This is a genomic window from Rothia sp. HMSC069C10 (assembly GCF_001812205.1).
Lineage (GTDB): Bacteria > Actinomycetota > Actinomycetes > Actinomycetales > Micrococcaceae > Rothia > Rothia mucilaginosa.
This window is the reverse complement of the sequence record NZ_KV808301.1, coordinates 41,418-58,245: the sequence shown is the minus strand read 5'-3', so window position 1 is coordinate 58,245 and position 16,828 is coordinate 41,418. Positions and strand designations below refer to the sequence as shown.

Here is a 16,828-nt window from a genome sequence, read left to right as displayed (position 1 = left end):
CGCCGCGTACATTTGGGCTCGTCAGAAGGGTATTACCTTCGGCTGGGCGGACGGCAAATTCCACCCGGAGGCAGCCCTTTCGACACGTTCTGCGGTGGCGTTCCTGTACAGGTACCAGCGGATGGTTGCCCCGGCTCCTGCGCCGGAGTCGAGCAGTTTGCCGTCTTCATCTGTACCGAAGAGCGATACGTCAGATAGCAGTAATGTACCGGAGGAGTCTCCCACACGGGATTCACGTTCGCGCGTACACTGGCCCGAGTATGAGCGTATGGATACTGCATTCTGGCGGGAATCATTGTGGGCTACCCAGCAGATTATCTGGGGATACGCAGAATATTATCGAGGCCACGGTGAGAATTTCAGCTCGGATACTGTTTCCTCTTGGGAGTTCTCACTGATGCTCTACCGCATGGAGCACGGCGGCAGCCGCCTCAAGTAGTTGCCCTGAAATAGTTATTCCTGAAGTAGCTATTTGAGAGTCGTCCCCTGCGGCCACACGGCATGTTGTTGTGTTGCTTTACAATCGGTAATGGCGGGCTGAAAATTTCGGGCTAATTCGCCCGGCTTTTCAGCCCGCCAGCACTTTCGCTGAGGCCCCTGGTGCCCCCCCTTTTACTCAACTTTTCGTTCATTTTCACCGTTCATTTCTCCCCTTTCACTCAGCTTTTCCCTCACTCACTTCAATCACCGTACAGAAAACCACTGTGCAGAAAACCCGGTGTGCAAAAACCACCGTGTAGAGAGCCCGGTATAGAAAGCACAGTGCAGAACATTAGATGGGATAACCGTGTCTTCTTTCTTCCGACCAACCACAGCTCAGGGCGCTAAGACGCCTGCCCAGAAAAACCGCCTCCAAAATACCCGGGGTAAGAAGGCAATTAGCCTCTCCCTGCTGCTGGGCATGACCCCGGCTCTGGCGGTCACCCCTGCTGCGCATGCTGATGCGGCACAGACGAAACCCGCACAGGTGGAGCCTGCTCAAGCGGATCCGGCGAGCCCCGTCTCCCCTGCCGCATCGTTGCAGGCAACCCCCGTAGCTGCCGTCCCCGGCGCCGCTGAGGCGGATGCCGCAACCGGTATTAGCGATGCTGACAAGATTGATTTGAAGGTCACTACCGGCACCCTCAACATTTCTCAGGGAGGCACGGTGTCCGTGACGACCTCCCCGTTGAGCCCCGAGTTCCGTAAGAAGTACAAGCTCTTCCAGTTCGGCCTCGTGAACCGTGGTACCGATTACGGGTGGTCCCGTACCAGTGAGGCAACCCAAAATCCCCTGTACCGTGGCAAGGTCGATCATCTTCGAGAAGACGGTATCGTCCACGACAACCCGGACGGAAGCCTCACCTTCACCTTCGAGGTCAAGAAGCAGACCATCCGGGCGATCCCTTCGCCTGCCCTTGACGTGGTGTTGACCTACTACCCGGCGGGCGAGCGCGAGCCGAACGCCGAGGAGTATGAGGATCCCCGTCTTACTGCCCACACTCCGCTCAGCCTGACTCAGGACCCTGAGCCGGGTCAGACTACTTATGTGTACAGCATGCCGGCGATTGATAACCCCTGGGTTGATACGCAGCTGAAGATTGAGGGCTACCATATTCTCTCTAAGCAGCTTCTTGAGCCGGGGAGCGCCCCGGCGTATCTGATGCTGTATGAGGTTGACCCTGCAACGGGAAAGATGGTGGGCAAACCCGTTTTCACGCATGCAGTTCGTTATACGGATTGCGGCGAATACTATTGCTGGAGTTTCCTCAACAACTATTTCTCTGCGGATGTGACAATTCCTGCGGGCACTCTGCAGCCGGGCAAGTCGTACATGATTGGCGTCTACAGCGGCTTCTTCCCGAATCCAGATGAGGAGAAGGTCCCCGGTAGCCTCCTGACGGATGTTGCCCCGTTTATTCCGGTGCGCTCACCCAACTCGAACACCGAGGTGAAGGATGCCGCCCCGGTTCTGCGTGTTGAGCCGCAGCAGAGGGACCAATATTATTCTGATTCACCGCAGGTGAGCCCCTATTGGGAGAAGAACACGTTGCAGGTGCGTGCCGTGAATCTGCCGAACCTCACCGAGGGTCATTACCGTTTCTCGCTGCAGGCTACGGATGCTTCTGGCAATCTGACGGGTCAGAAGGCGCTGGAGCAGGATATTGCGGCTGACCGTATCCAGAGCGGTTACACGGAGGCGACCCTCGCTGTTCCCGGTGAGGCGCTCAATTATCAGGGCGGTTACAAGTTAGTGGTGGAGAAGGTTCTTCCCGGTCAGGGTGGTGCCGCGGATTCTGTGCAGCAGGTTGTTTCTACTGACCTTGGTTTGGTGGTGAACGCGTTTGAGGAGGGTGAGGCTGCGAAGAGGTGGTACAAGGCTCAGCAGCTTCCCAAATCAGAGTCCTATTCTTCTGAGAATATAACGCGCCGTGATCTGACGGTGGCTCTCTATATGTTGGCGGGTTCGCCGAAGGTTGAGCTTCCGGAGGCCAGCCCGTATCCGGATGTTCAGCCTAGCGACCCGGACTATGCCGCGATTGTGTGGGCTCGTCAGCAAAGCATTACGTTCGGTTGGGCGGATGGCAATTTCCACCCGGATGCGAAGGTTTACAATTCTTCGGCGGTGGCGTTCCTGTATAGGTATCAGAGGGCGCAGGGTAAGGTTCCTGCGGCAAAGCCTCGTCCTGTTTCTTCGGCGTCAAAGAAGAGTAGTCTGCCGGGTGGTTTTTCTGAAGGCGGGTGGAATACTGTTCTTGGCTGGCATTACTCGTTCCGTAAGGAGTCCCAGTGGGCGATTGATCAGCGCATTTGGGGTTATATCAGCGAACAGTCTACCTATGAGGCGTATGTGCCGTCGTTTATTGGGCACACGGAACTCGCTACGATGCTGTACCGCATGGAGCACGGCGGCAGCCGTCTCACATAGTGTCTCGCCGTGGTGTTAGCTATTTTGGGTAGCTTTCGTCAAATAGGCAACTTTACGACCCTGTTTATGTGCCACTTTTATTGTGGGTGACTTTTATGTTGCCTTGCCCACCGCATTGTGAATATTCTCAACCTGCAGAGGTTGCATAGGTGCGAATTTTTCGAATGCGGTGGGTTTTTTGTGCTTTCTTTTTTGTACAGTGACCAGTGTTTGTGCTTATCAGCACAATATTTAGGCATATTTTCCACGTCATGCACATACTTTTTAAAGCTATACTTCACCTTAAGACATGCGATAAAACACACAGACATTTTTCGCACTGATGACCTTTCAGGTTCCAGCACGTCTTAACTATTTGCTACGGTGTTTATGCGCACCACACTCGATGCGTGACACCGATAAAAACTGATTGGATAACAATGTCCTCACTTCCCAACCACATGCGCTTTGCGCTACCCAAAAACATGGCTAAGAGCGGCTGCGCCCTCACTTTGGCGGGCGTCATGCTCTTGCCCCTCTCCCCCGCGTTTGCCGCACCTGCTACTCCGGTAGCAGCCCCGGCTGTTGCACAGGGTGAGGTTCAGGGTGCTCAGCGTCTGCAGGTTACCTCCGGCACTTTTGATATTCTCAAGGGCGGCAACGTGACCGTTAGCGGCTCCGGTTTCTCCAAGGACTTCGTTCAGGGCAAGTCGTTCCGCCTGTACGTTGTTCCGAAGGGTGAAAGCGTCGCTTTCCCGCCGCACCACCCGCGTGATTACCCCTTCTATGTTCAGGATGTTCCCGCCTCCGCCTTTGCGGCTGACGGCACCGTGAACCTGACCGCTTCTATCGGCGCTAACTATCTGGAGGCCAATGGCTCGTCCTTCGATGTTGTGCTCGGTTACCGCGATGATGCTGAAGACGGCTGGATTCCTGCGGATGAGGTTCGTACTGAACTGAAGGTTGCGGATGTTCCCACCGTTGATTCCCCGACCCTGTCGTACAGCGCTTCGTCGGTGAATGCTTCTGAGAACGCTAAGGTCACAGTGAACGGTGCTGGTTTCCAGAACATTTCGTACAACGGTAGCGAGTCGCTGATTGTTGCGGTTCGTGCGGTTGATCCGGCGACCGGTAAGGCGACCGGCCCCGCGCTGGCTCAGTCGGAGGCTAAGTTCACCTCCTACTCTGCGTTCTTCGGCCAGTACATGGGTTACACCAACGGCCGCTTCTCGACTGTTCTGGACATCCCGGCGGGTACCCTGAAGTCCGGTAGCTCCTACGTTGTGCAGACTTTCGAGTTCAATGTTCCGGAAGATAACGATGAGGCGAACAACCAGGCACTGAGCACTCAGGCGTTTGTTCCGGTGAACGGCGAGAACGCTAAGACTGCTTCGCCTTCGGTGTCCCTGAGCACTGACAAGGTTGATCTGAGCTCTTCGACCACTATCCGTGTAAAGGGTAAGGACTTCAAGGTTCCGGCTGGCGCTACCGTGAACGTTCTGTTCTCTGAGGCTGAGGCTGACGGCAACCCGACCGGTGAGGCTCTGGATAGCATCACTCTGAGCGCTGACCGCGTGGCAACCGGCGCGTTTGAGACGACCGTTAACGTTGACGGCACCAAGCTGGACGCTGATGGCCACTACGCTATTTTCGTGACCGTGAACTACGCCGATGGTGACAGCGAGCGCATCGCGGCTGATTACCTGACTTTGACCGGTGAGTCTGCGAACAAGAAGGCTCGTGAGCGTTTCGCTGATGTTCCGGCTGCTCACGCGAACCACAAGGCTGTTCTGTGGGCTGCTGATCAGAAGCTGATTGATTCTCGTGAGAAGGATTGGTTCGGCGTTAATGATGATGCGACCCGCGGTGAGCTGACTGTTGCACTGTACCGTATGGCTGGTTCCCCGAAGGTTACCCTGCCGGCTACTAGCCCGTACCCGGATGTGAAGACCGATGACCCGAACTACACTGCGTACATTTGGGCTCGTCAGAAGGGCATTACTTTCGGCTGGTCTGATGGTAAGTTCCACGCGAATGCGTCTGTTTCTAACGCTACTGTTGCGGCGTTCCTGTACCGTTTCGATGGTAAGAAGCCGGTTGTTGCGACTGAGGCGCCGTACACCGATGTAAAGGTCGGCTCTGCGTTCTACCGTGAGATTACTTGGGCTAAGCAGCAGAAGCTACAGGTTTTCCCGGGCTCTGAGTACCACCCGTCTGCGCTGGTGAGCCGTGGTGAGCTGGCTGGTTTCTTGATGAACTACAAGGTCCGCTAGGGCTTTATAAAGTTCGCTAAAGCTAGCCTCTAGGGTCTATGGATTATGCCGGGCTGGCGGCGATGAAACATTGGTTTCAACGCCGCTGGCCCGGCTTTTCTGTGCTCTTGCGGGGTGTTTATGAGGTGTCTGCAGGGTGTCTGTAGGGGTGTGAGTGGGGCTGTTGTCCGCTAATGTTCCGCGGTTTTCGGCGTATTTTTGGCGGTTACCACGCTAGTGTGGGCTGTACCGCATGTGGGGCGCGCCTCATGCGGCACCCGCTATTGGGCGGATTTTTGGGTGCTCTACTCCCCTCTTTTCAAGAATGTTCTGTGGAGTGTAAATTAATATTTTTCAAGCTGTGGTTTATGCTTAGGACTGTTGCGCCCCCTTAGTGCGCACCCTTATCCGGCTGGGTGCGTAGAAGAACTAGAGGGAGCCCTGCACACACCGATACATCAACCACATTGAGGATTTATGTCCCAGAATTTTAAGCAGTCGACTGATACTGCCCATAATTCTTCTGCACCTCTGCTGGCACCGGAGGGCACCCCCGAGGCTTCTTCTCAGGCTGAGTCGAAGAAGCGTAAGCGCCGCCGTATTGAGCTGGCTGTTGGCGCTGTGGCGTTGGCGGGTGTTTTGTATCTGCCGTTCTCACCTCTTTTCTCTTTTTATGATTCGTCGGAGGCGCGTCTTTCTTCGGCGGATACTGCTGCGCCGGTAGCTGCTTCGGTGCCTGCTACCTCCTCTCCTCTGGCGTCGAGTTCTTCGACTCAGGGCCCGAAGATTCTGCGTCCGTCCGTGACTGCGCCGGATGCGAACACTATTTTTGCTGATGCTCCCGAGGACTCTGCGTACTATGCGGGTATCCGTTGGGCTGTTCGTACTGAGACTATGCTTCCGGTTTCTGAGGACCATTTTGGTGCTGAGGATCCGGTGACTCGTGGCGAGCTGATCACCATGTTCTATAAGCTGGCGGGTTCGCCGGCAGTGACCCGTCCGGAGCATTCGCCGTATGCAGATGTTGATGAGTCTGACCCGAACTATGATGCGTACCTGTGGGCGCGTCAGGAGCGTATTACGTCCGGTTGGGTTGATGGTAAGTTCCATGCGGAGGCGCGTCTGTCGAATGCTTCTGCGGCGGCTTTGCTGTACCGTGCTGATGGTGCGCAGAAGATTCAGATGTCGGGTTCTTCGCCGTTTAGCGATGTTTCGTCTGTGACTCCGTTCTACCGTCAGATTGTGTGGGCGTCTCGTCGTGGTGTGTCTACGGTGTCTGAGGGTAATGCTTTTGAGCCGACGGCTCAGACGTCTCGTGGTCGTGTTGCGATGATGATGTACCTGTACTTCCGCACTTCCTAGTTTTTGCACTTCCTAGTTTCTGTGCTTTGTTTTAGCGCTTTGCTTTAGCGTGTTTGGCGGCCCCGCACTCTTGTTTGGGAGTGCGGGGTTCTTTTTTCGGGCTTTAGCCTGCTGGGCTCAGTTTTTAGCGGCTGGTCAACCTGGGAAAACCCTCAGAACCTTCAAGTCTCTCTTGAGTGTTTCCTGACTTCTATTCACCCCTTTGATAGGGTGAAATTGTCCCCGAAACTGACGGGGATATTCGACCACTTCTCATTGGGTTGGCGCAGATTCGACGAAGATTTCTCACTCCCCTTTTAGAAACTGCATTGGCGCGATGGGTTCGACCAATAAGGAATGATTATGTCCGCTCTTCCGAATTTCAAGGCTTCGTCCTTCTTCCGTGCAGCACGGGGTTGCGGTGCATTGGCGCTGGCTGGCGCGATGATTCTGCCGATGTCTCCTGCGCTTGCTCAGAATGTTGCCGCGGATACTCCTGCGGCGGCTGTTGCTGGTTCCCTGCCGGATGATCGCGTCCGCGAGAATCCTGTTGCTACTTCTGATGAGTTCGCTCCTCATTGGAGCTACAACGCTTTGAAGGATACCGGTAACGATCAGGTTCTGAACTTCTCAGGTTGGGACTTCAACGGCGATATTAACTCCCCGAAGGGTGTTCAGATTGTTGTGCGTGAGAAGGGCTCGAACACCCCCGTCCTGGCTATCAGCGACATTATCGAGTACAACGACCCCGAGTATTCGTCCCAGTACCAGCATGGGCTCCTCAACGGTAACGTTAAGATTCCCGCTAACACCCTGGATACGGCGAAGCAGTACACCGTTGAGGTGTGGGGCAACAACGGCTACGAGGGCGACGAGTTCATTACCCCTGTCGTAGGTAAGGCACCCGAGGGCCGCGGCACCCTGCTCGCTTCTCAGGCGCTGAACTTCAATGGTTCTGATGGTTCGCAGGCTGCGGATGTTCCGGGCGCTAAGGCCACCCAGGAGTCTACCCCGACGTTCGAGGTTCTGTACGACGGCAAGGCTCAGCTGCTGTACACCTCCGAGGGCGGCGCCGTTCACGTGAAGGGTTCGGGTTTCACGAAGGAATGGCGTGAGAAGCACGGCAACGTAGCAGTTTATATTGCCGCTTCTCAGGGCGTTCCCGATGGTAGCCTTCTGCCCGCTGATGGTACGCCGCTCCGTTTTGAGGAGGGTAAGGACTTCACCATTGCCGAGGATGGCACCCTGGATGCTCAGCTGACCGTCAAGCCGGGCGCGCTGCTGAACTACTACGAGCCTCGCAACTACTTCCCCGGTATCCCGCGTTACGAGGTGCGTTACGAGGTTGACCTGGTTGCTGAGAAGCAGGGCGACTCCCAGCTGACGGTTAAGGACCTGTGGGCTGGTAAGAACGTGGTGCAACGTATTGCGGTGCAGACTCAGGCGTACCGCCCTGAGAAGTTTGCTCCCAAGGTGGAGTACAAGGCTCTGGGCGACACCACCGCGGATCAGGATATTTACTTCTCGGGTACCGGCTTCTACGGTGAGATTGCTTCCCCCAAGGGTGTTCAGTATGTAATCCGTGAGAAGGGTTCGAACACCCCGGTTCTGGCAACCAGTGACCTTATTGAGTACAACCACCACGACCGAGCCTTTGAGTTCGTGAACGGTGAGCTGTCCGGTAGCGTCAAGGTCCCGGCGAACACTCTGGATCCGGCGAAGAAGTACGTCGTGGAGGTGTGGGGTAACAACGGTTACGAGGACGGCGAGTTTGTCGCTCCCGTGGTGGGTAAGGCACCCGAGGGCCGCGGTACTCTGCTGGCTTCTCAGGACCTGAATTTTAAGGGTTCTGATGCGTCCAACACTGATGATAAGAAGCCTAGTCTGACCGATGAGCAGCGCAAGGAACGCGCTACCCGCGGCGAGCTGGCGGTGGCTCTGTACCTTCAGGCTGGCGCGCCGGAGGTGAAGCTGCCTGAGACGTCCCCCTGGCCGGATGTGAAGACTGACGACCCGAACTACGCGGCGTACATCTGGGTTCGTGAGAAGGGCATCAGCTACGGCTGGTCGGACGGCAAGTTCCATGCGGACGCTGGTATCTCGAACGCTACCGTTGCGGCGTTCACCTACCGTGCGGCTGGTTCTCCTGCGGTGAAGGGCGATTCTCCCTATGTGGATGTTAAGCCTGGTGCTCCGTTCTATCGTGAGATTCTGTGGGCGAGCCAGAATTTGCCTACTGTGTACGGTGGTCACTATTTCATTCCTAAGCAGTTGCTGACTCGCGGCCATCTGGAGACTGTTCTGACTGCTTTCCAGTCTCGATAAGCTGGCCCGCTAAACTGGCTCTGCTTGTCGACACTAGTCGCACGAATAACCCCGTGTTCCCGAATGGTTTTCTATTCGGGAGCGCGGGGCTCTGTTTTCGGGGTTTAGTTTGCTGAGTTTAGCGTGCTGGGTTCTCAGTTCTTAGTGGCTGGTCAACCTGTGAAAACCCTCAGAACCTTCAAGTCTCCATTGAGTGTTTCCTGACATCTGTTCAACCCTTTGATAGGGTGAAAATGTCCCCGAAACCGATGGGGATATTCGACCACTTTTCTCATTGGGTTGGCGCAGATTCAACGGAGATTTCTCACCCCAGAAACCCTATGAAACCGCATCATCCCGATGGGTACGACCCGTAAGGATGATGTATGTCCTCGCTTCCGAACTCTAAGTCTTCTTTCCTCCGTGCGGCGCAGGGTTGCGGCGCACTGGTGCTGGCTGGAGCTATGGTTCTGCCGATGACTCCGGCACTCGCCCAGGATGCGGCACCTGTTGCTAATGCACCGGCGGCAAATGCTGTGACCCCCAAGCCGGTAGCTCAGGACGCCGCGGCACAGCCGACGTACTCCGCTGATTATGACGGCATTCTGTACACCGGCGAGGGTGGCACCGTGACTCTGAAGGGTACCGGTTTCACCAAGGAATGGCGTGAGCAGCACGGCACCGTTGTCTTCTACATTGCTGCTACGAAGGACCGCCCCGGTAACGCTGAGCCTTCCACGTCGATGCTCCGTTTTGAAGAGGGTAAGGACTTCACCATTGCCGATGATGGCACTTTTGAGGCGAAGCTGACCATCAAGGCTAAGGCTCTGGAGAGCTTCTACACTCCCATTGATTATTTCCCGGGTATCACCCTGGATGAGGTGCGTTACGAGACGGGTATTTTGACCGAGGCTAAGGGCCAGCCCCAGTCGAGCATTGAGGATATTTGGGCTCGCAAGAACGTTATCGCCCACCACCCGATGTACACCCGCGCCTACCATCCTGAAGTCATGGCACCTAAGTGGAAGTATGATGCCCTGAAGGACACCACGAAGGATCAGGAACTGCTGATTCAGGGTGAGGGTTTCGTTGGTGAGGAGCTGCCCGGCCGTGAGGGTGCCATGTACGTGATTCGCGAGAAGGGCACCGGCACCCCCGTCCTGGCGATGAGCGATATGAAGTCCTACTATGAAGGTCCCGATGGCGTAACCCGCCTGGAGGGAGGCACTCTTTACCGCACTATCAAGCTCCCCGCAAACACCCTGGATCCGTCTAAGCAGTACGTCATTGAGGCGTGGAGCGACTACGACTACGACCTCACCAAGAAGGACAGGCCCCTCATCACCCCGATTGTGGGTTTGGCGCCGGAGCACCGCGGTGTTCTTATGGGCCGTCAGGATCTGAAGTTTGAGGGTGTTCAGGACTTCGCGGATGCTACCGTACCTAAGGGAGAGTACAAGAGCCTGATTTCGAAGCTCACCTACCAGGAGCAGAAGCAGCGTGCTACTCGCGGCGAGTTGACGGCGGCGCTGTACGCTCAGGCTGGTAGCCCCAAGGTGAACCTCCCTAAGACCTCCCCCTGGCCGGATGTGAAGACCACCGACCCGAACTACGCCGCCTACATTTGGGCTCGCCAGAAGGGTATTACCTTCGGCTGGTCGGATGGTAAGTTCCACGCGGAGGCAAGCATCTCGAACGCTACAGTTGCGGCATTCACCTACCGTGCAGCGGGTTCCCCTGCGGTATCGGGCGTGTCTTCCTTTACCGACGTGAAGCCGAATTCTGCGTTCTACCGTGAGATTCTGTGGTCCACTCAGCAGTATGTCATTAATCCGGATTTCGGCTCTTTTAATGCGACGGACCTGGTGAATCGTGGTCAATTGGAGCAGATGCTGTTCAATTTCCAGAACCGCGCCAAGTAGAACGGTGCCGGGTAGAACCGCGCTATGTAAGACGGACTAGTTCCGCGCTACATAACCCCGTGTTCCTAGACAGGTTTTCTGTTTGGGTGCACGGGGTTCAGCGTTTAACAGCTACTCACTGTGTGAGATTTTCCAGAACCTTAAAGCGTTCCTTGAGTGTTTCCTGACAACTGTTCAACACTTTGCTAGGGTGGGAGTACTCCCGAAACCGACGGGGGTACTCAACCACTTTTCTCATAGGGTGTATGCAGATTCAACGGCGAATTCCCTACCCGCCGGTGAGCTCGCACCACCTCAGATTGCGCCTCCCCGGATTGCACAGCTCTGGACTGCACAGCCCCGGAGAAACGACTTTAAGGATGTCTCATGTCCTCACTTCCGAACTCTAAGTCTTCATTCCTGCACGCGGCTCGCAACTGCAGTGCACTGGCGCTGGCGGGCGCAATGGTTCTGCCGATGACCCCGGTTCTCGCGCAGGATGCAGCACCCGCCGCAAACGCACCTGTGGCTAACGCGCCGACTGCCAATACCCCTGCAACCCAGAATGTTGCGGCTGAGCCGTCTTTCACCGTTGATTATGGGGAGTACGACTTCCTGGACGGACGTGACCTCTTCAGGAAAAAGAGCGACGCCCTGTACACCGGTGAGTACAACGAAATGACGGTGAAGGGCACCGGTTTCACCAAGGAGTGGCGCGAGCAGCACGGCACCGTGGTCATCTATATTGCTGCTACTCAGGACCGTCCTGGTAATGTGGAGCCTTCCACGTCGATGCTTCGTTTTGAAGAGGGTAAGGACTTCACCATCGAAGATGACGGCACCTTTGACGCTTACCTGAAGATCAAGCCCGACACTTTGGAGAGTTACTACCCCCTCACGGAGTACGCCCCGGATATGACCCTGGAGAAGGTGCGTTACGAGGTCGGTATCCTTGCCGAACCTAAGGGTCAGCAGCAGTCGACCGTTCAGGATATTTGGGCTCGCAAGAATGTTGTGGCTCATCAGGCTCTGAACGCCAATGATTATCACCCTGGTACGTTCTCACCCATGTTTAAGTACGATGCTCTGAAGGACACCACGAAGGATCAGGAGCTGCTGATTCAGGGCGTGGGCTTCAACGGGGATCTCTATGGATCGAAGGGCATGATGTACCTCATTCGTGAGAAGAGTACCGGCTCCCCTGTCTTGGCCATGAGTGACATAAAGTACTACCAATACGACAAGGAAACCTACTCGAACATTCTGGAGGGAGGCTTCGCTTTCGTCACCATCAAGATTCCGGCGAACACTCTGGACCCTTCCAAGCAGTACGTTATTGAGGCGCGGAGTGATTACGGCTATGCCAGCGAGACGGATAAGACTCTGATCACCCCGCTGGTGGGTTATGCACCGGAGCACCGCGGTGGCTATTTGGCCAGTTTGGACTTGAAGTTCGAGGGTGTTCACCAGTTCACGCTTGCTAACCCTCGCGATGTACGCCGTGAGACCTTTTCGACAAATCTTTACGGCGATGAAGATAAACAGCCCGCTACCCGCGGCGAGCTGGTTTCCTACCTTTATAGGTTGAAGGAAAGCCCCAAGGTGGACCTCCCGGCGGTCTCCCCGTGGCCGGATGTGAAGACGGACGACCCGAACTACGCCGCATACATTTGGGCTCGTGAAAAGGGTGTTACCTTCGGCTGGTCGGACGGCAAGTTCCACGCGGATGCCGGCATTTCGAACGCTACCGTAGCTGCGCTGACCTACCGTGCGGCTGGTTCGCCGGAGGTGCAGGGTGTTTCGTCCTTCCCGAATATTACGCCGAGTTCCGCGTTCTACCGCGAGATTCTGCGGGTGACTCAGCAGAGTATTATCAATCCTGGGGGCGGCGTGTTTGATTCAGCATCCCCCGTGACTCGTGGCGAGCTGGAATGGATGATGTACTATTTTTCGACTCGTTTTCTTCACCCTGAGCAAAATTAATTAAGTAAGCCGGACTGGCTCTAGCCTTAGTACCCCGTGAACCCTGAGAGTCTTCTTCTCAGGATGCACGGGGTTCGGTTTTTATCGGCTGATCAACCTGTGAAATACCTCAGAACCTTCAAGCTTCTCTTGAGTGTTTCCTGACATCGTTTAGAGGGTTTGATAGGGTGAAAATGTCCCCGAAACCGACGGGGCTTCCAACCACTTTTCTCATAGGGTGTATGCAGATTCAACGGCGAATTCCCTACCCGCCGGTGAGCCGGCACAGCTCCACGAGAAACAACTTTTAAGGATGTATTATGTCCTCGCTTCCGAACTCTAAGTCCTCTTTCCTCCGCGCAGCTCAGGGTTGCGGCGCGCTGGCGTTGGCTGGTGCCATGGTTCTGCCGATGGCCCCGGCGCTGGCTCAGAATGCGGCTCCTGCCGCTGATGCAGCCGTTGCTGCCGCTACCCCGCAGGCTGCTCACCAGGACGCTGCGGATACCCCGACCCTGAACGTTTCCATCCCTGACGGTTACAAGTACGACGGCGTGAACCCCTTCCTCATCACGACCGAGGGCGGTACCGTCCATGTGAAGGGCGCAGGCTACACCAAGGAGTGGCGCGCTCAGCACGGTACCGTGGCGCTGTACATTGCTCCCGCGAACTACGCACCGTCTGGCTACGAGATTCCGACTTCGAAGATGCTGCGCTTTGTGGAGGGTCAGGACTTCACCGTTGCCGATGACGGCACTTTTGAGGCTGACCTGAAGGTTGAGGCGTACGATCTTGCCGCCTACTACTTCGTTGATGATGACAACTTCCACGATCCGACCGGCGGCACCAAGTACGATGTCCGCTACGAGATTCACGTGGTTTCTGAGCAGAAGGGCCAGAAGCCTCTGACCGCTCAGGAGCTGTGGACCAGCAAGAACGTGGTAAGCACTCAGGTGCTGAACACTCTGGGTGAGAAGCCTGCGCCGTTCGCACCGCGCCTGAGTTACAACGCTGTGGCTGATACCGCAAAGTCGCAGGATTTGAACGTTGGTGGCCAGGGGTTCAACGGCGATATTCACTCCGTTAAGGGTGTCCAGTTCGTGGTTCGCGAGAAGGGCTCGAACACCCCGGTTCTGGCAACCAGCGACATTATCGAGTTTGACCACCCCACCCAGGCTTCGGCGTACCGTGACGGCAACCTGAACGGTACCGTGAATCTTCCGGCAAACACTCTGAATGCTTCGAAGAAGTACGTGATTGAGGTCTGGGCTAATGACGGCTACAGCGAGAAGGGCGAGCTACTCGCACCGGTCGTGGGCAAGCCTACCGAGGGCCGCGGTACCCTGCTTGCATGGCAGGACCTGGATTTGAACGGCACGAACGGTTACAGGGATGCAAACCTGCCCAACGCGCAGGACCCCAAGAAGGAGGATGACCAGAAGCCTGCTCCTTCCGATGAGAAGCTGAAGACCCCTGCAACTCGCGGTGAGCTTGCAACTGCCCTGTACATTCAGGCGGGCACCCCCGAGGTGAAGCTGCCTGAGACTTCCCCCTGGCCGGATGTGAAGACTGACGACCCGAACTTCCCTGCTTACGTGTGGGCTCGTCAGAAGGGTATTACCTTCGGATGGTCGGACGGCAAGTTCCACGCTGATGCCGGCATTTCGAATGCTACCGTTGCGGCGTTCACCTACCGTGCGGCTGGTTCGCCCGCGGTTAAGGGCGACTCCCCGTACAGCGATGTGGCTCCCGGTTCGGCGTTCTACCGTGAGATTCTGTGGGCTCAGCAGAACAAGGTGGTGCTGAACGCTAGCGGCGCTTTCGATGCTCAGCACATGGTGACTCACGGTGAGTTGGAGACTCTGATTGAGGCGTTCCAGGCTCGCGCTAAGTAAGGTCGTTTAGACCGCCCGCGTTTGGGCCCCCAAGCCCTGCAGAGCAATGCCCGGCAGAAGTAATGCCCCACAGAAGTAATGCCCGGTCTGCACGTTCCCTTGAGGATCCTTGGGAAAGGTTCCTGTCGGGTTCGTACAGGCCGGGCTTTACTGTGCCTAAATTTTTGAAGCTTGCTTCTTGGCAGCTACGCAGCGGCTACTTTCAGCGTTTACTTTTCAGTCAAGCTGGTCCATGCGGCGGCGGGTTCCGTGCTTGCCGAGTGCGCGTCATGACCGGTTGCCACGCCGGTGGAGACGGTGAAGTCCCACGGGTCGGTGTTCAGTGCGGACAGCTTCGTTTCGATAGCAAAGCCGCGCTCAGCGAGCAGGGCGCGCAGGCGGTTTGCCGCCGACTGCAGCCAGAGGGATTCGCTGGCGGCGTGGGAGCAATCAATCAGGGCGATGTTACTGCCGTCGACTCGTGCGGTTTCGCGGAATTCGCTGGCGGGGTGGTGGCGCAGGTCGGCGGTAATGTACACCTGCGCGTCGGTGGCGCGCACCGCGTCGAAGAGAGAGTCACCGGCACCACCGCAGAGAGCGACGCGGCGGATCGGCTGGTCAGCGCGTCCGGCGATGCGCAGGCCACCGGCGGTTGCGGGCAGTGCCGCTGCGAGGCGTTCTGCGAGCTCCTTGAGGGTGATTTCTTCGGGCAGGGTGCCGAGGCGACCGGTGCCTACCGCGTGTTCCTGCTCGTCAAGTACCTGGGTTTGCGCTTCGGTGAGCGGTTCGCGGTCAATCAGGCCGATAGCGTCACAGAGTGCTTCGTTCACGCCTTCAACGGCGGCATCTGCGTTGGTGTGCGCGCCGAGCAGGCCGCATCCGCCTTCGATGAGGGTGTGCAGAACGTTGCCCTTGTAGTCGCTGTCGGGGATGAACTTTGCGCCGCGGAGCAGCAGCGGGTGGTGGGTGATGAGTAGCTGCGCGCCTTCGGCTACGGCTTCTTCGGCGGTGGCGGTGAGGGCGTCTACTGCGAAGAGGACGGTGCTTACTTTAGCGGCGCCACGTCCGGCGACGAGGCCGGAGGCGTCCCATCCGGCGGCGAGCTGCGGAGGGAAGAGCGTGTGGAAGGCGTCGACGACTTCTGCGAGGGTGGGGGTTTCTAGTTTTTCAGTCATACCTCTATTGTGGCAGGTGGCGCGGCGGGGCAGGTGGCGGTTTACGCCAAAGCCTGCAGTAGCGCAGGAATATTATGCGGCTCGGCGGTATTCTTCAGGTAGTGTGGTTTTATAGTTCAAGGAGGAATCATGACTGATGTTGTTCTTGCCGGCGGCTGTTTCTGGTGCCTGGATGCGGTGTACCGCCAGTTCCGCGGAGTTGAGGCGAGCGTCTGCGGCTACACGGGCGGCGATACTCCCGACCCTGATTATCGTTCGGTGTGTTCGGGTGCGACCGGGCATCAGGAGGCGCTGAAGCTCAGCTTCGACCCGCAGGTCATTGACCTGGATACGGTGCTGGATATTTTCTTCACGAGCCACGACCCGACTAGCTGGGATCGTCAGGGTGCGGATACCGGTTCGCAGTACCGTTCGGTGCTTTTCTACGCGGATGAGCAGCAGCGTGAGGCGTTTGAGCGTGCGGTGGCGCGTGCTCAGCAGCTGTACTCCTCCCCCATTGTTACGGAGATTAAGCCTCTGGGTGTGTTCTATGAGGCTGAGGATTATCACCAGAATTATTACGCGTTAAATCCGGCGCAGGGTTATTGTGCATTTGTGGTGAGCCCGAAGGTGGCTCACGCGCGCCGTAATTTTGCGCATCTGCTCCGTTAACTACTCTGCTAGCCGGTGGGCCCGGTTCAGCCGAGGCGTATTACGTTGTTCACCCCGTAGCTGTCTTTTGTTGTGTGGCAGCTATGGGGTGTCTTCATATGCGCCCGACTATTTGTTATTCGCCGGTGCTTTACGGTTGCTATAAGGTGCGCCCGGTATGATGGGGGTGTCGACTCACTCCCCCTCGTCCGTTGACCTCACCGAAAGACTGCTGATGACTAGCCCCTCTTCTAAGCCCGTCGCCTTGAGCCGCCGCGCCGTGTTGGGTGCGGGCGGTGTTGGTCTTGCCGCTGTGTTGTCTGCGTGTGCGCGTACGGTGCATCCGCCGGTTGATGCTGCCACCTCTGAGTCAGCGAGCGCGAGCCCGTCTGTTTCGCCGGCGTTGCCGTCTGCGAATAAGTCGTATCAGGGTAAGGTCACGTTCGATAACTTTGAGAAGAACGGCGAGTATGTGCCTGCCACGGCTGAGAAGAAGGCGCAGAAC

Annotated in this window: 9 protein-coding genes and 2 pseudogenes; 10 read left to right on the top strand and 1 reads right to left on the bottom strand. The window is 56.8% G+C overall.

The features are described from left to right. The 8 genes and pseudogenes from HMPREF2842_RS09265 to HMPREF2842_RS05240 form a co-directional block, all read left to right on the top strand. Positions 1–439 (top strand): annotated as a pseudogene (locus HMPREF2842_RS09265) (siroheme synthase); the annotation flags it as partial. Positions 440–787: 348 nt separating this feature from the next. Then, on the top strand, positions 788–2,908 hold the full coding sequence (locus HMPREF2842_RS05270; protein ID WP_083309211.1) for an S-layer homology domain-containing protein: 2,121 nt from the start codon (positions 788–790) through the stop codon (positions 2,906–2,908). A gap of 419 nt (positions 2,909–3,327) precedes the next feature. Then, complete coding sequence (locus HMPREF2842_RS05265) at positions 3,328–5,160, top strand: S-layer homology domain-containing protein (protein ID WP_049353162.1); 1,833 nt, start codon at positions 3,328–3,330, stop codon at positions 5,158–5,160. Between the two features lie 456 nt (positions 5,161–5,616). After that, the gene (locus HMPREF2842_RS05260) at positions 5,617–6,501 is read left to right on the top strand and encodes an S-layer homology domain-containing protein (protein ID WP_049349972.1); all 885 of its coding nucleotides are present in this window, start codon (positions 5,617–5,619) and stop codon (positions 6,499–6,501) included. A gap of 342 nt (positions 6,502–6,843) precedes the next feature. Next, positions 6,844–8,805 (top strand): hypothetical protein, encoded by a 1,962-nt coding sequence (locus tag HMPREF2842_RS05255; RefSeq protein ID WP_049353163.1) that lies wholly within the window; start codon positions 6,844–6,846, stop codon positions 8,803–8,805. A 365-nt stretch (positions 8,806–9,170) separates the two neighbouring features. Next, positions 9,171–10,706: an S-layer homology domain-containing protein gene (locus HMPREF2842_RS05250; RefSeq protein ID WP_049353164.1), complete on the top strand. Its 1,536-nt coding sequence runs from the start codon at positions 9,171–9,173 to the stop codon at positions 10,704–10,706. Between the two features lie 366 nt (positions 10,707–11,072). Continuing rightward, positions 11,073–12,668: a peptidase gene (locus tag HMPREF2842_RS05245; protein WP_070643150.1), complete on the top strand. Its 1,596-nt coding sequence runs from the start codon at positions 11,073–11,075 to the stop codon at positions 12,666–12,668. Positions 12,669–12,967: 299 nt separating this feature from the next. Beyond that, positions 12,968–14,539 carry a gluconolactonase gene (locus HMPREF2842_RS05240; protein WP_070643148.1) on the top strand — a complete coding sequence of 524 codons (1,572 nt, stop codon included), beginning with the start codon at positions 12,968–12,970 and terminating at the stop codon, positions 14,537–14,539. 209 nt (positions 14,540–14,748) lie between these two features. Here the strand turns inward: HMPREF2842_RS05240 and HMPREF2842_RS05235 are convergent, their stop codons facing one another. Then, entirely contained in the window at positions 14,749–15,693 is a 945-nt protein-coding gene (locus HMPREF2842_RS05235; RefSeq protein ID WP_070643146.1) for a Nif3-like dinuclear metal center hexameric protein, read from the bottom strand. A 129-nt stretch (positions 15,694–15,822) separates the two neighbouring features. Here HMPREF2842_RS05235 and msrA point away from each other — a divergent pair, with 129 nt between their 5' ends. Continuing rightward, positions 15,823–16,344 carry a peptide-methionine (S)-S-oxide reductase MsrA gene (gene msrA / locus HMPREF2842_RS05230; RefSeq protein ID WP_070643143.1) on the top strand — a complete coding sequence of 174 codons (522 nt, stop codon included), beginning with the start codon at positions 15,823–15,825 and terminating at the stop codon, positions 16,342–16,344. 214 nt (positions 16,345–16,558) lie between these two features. Then, positions 16,559–16,828, top strand: a pseudogene (locus tag HMPREF2842_RS05225) (acyl-CoA dehydrogenase); the annotation flags it as partial.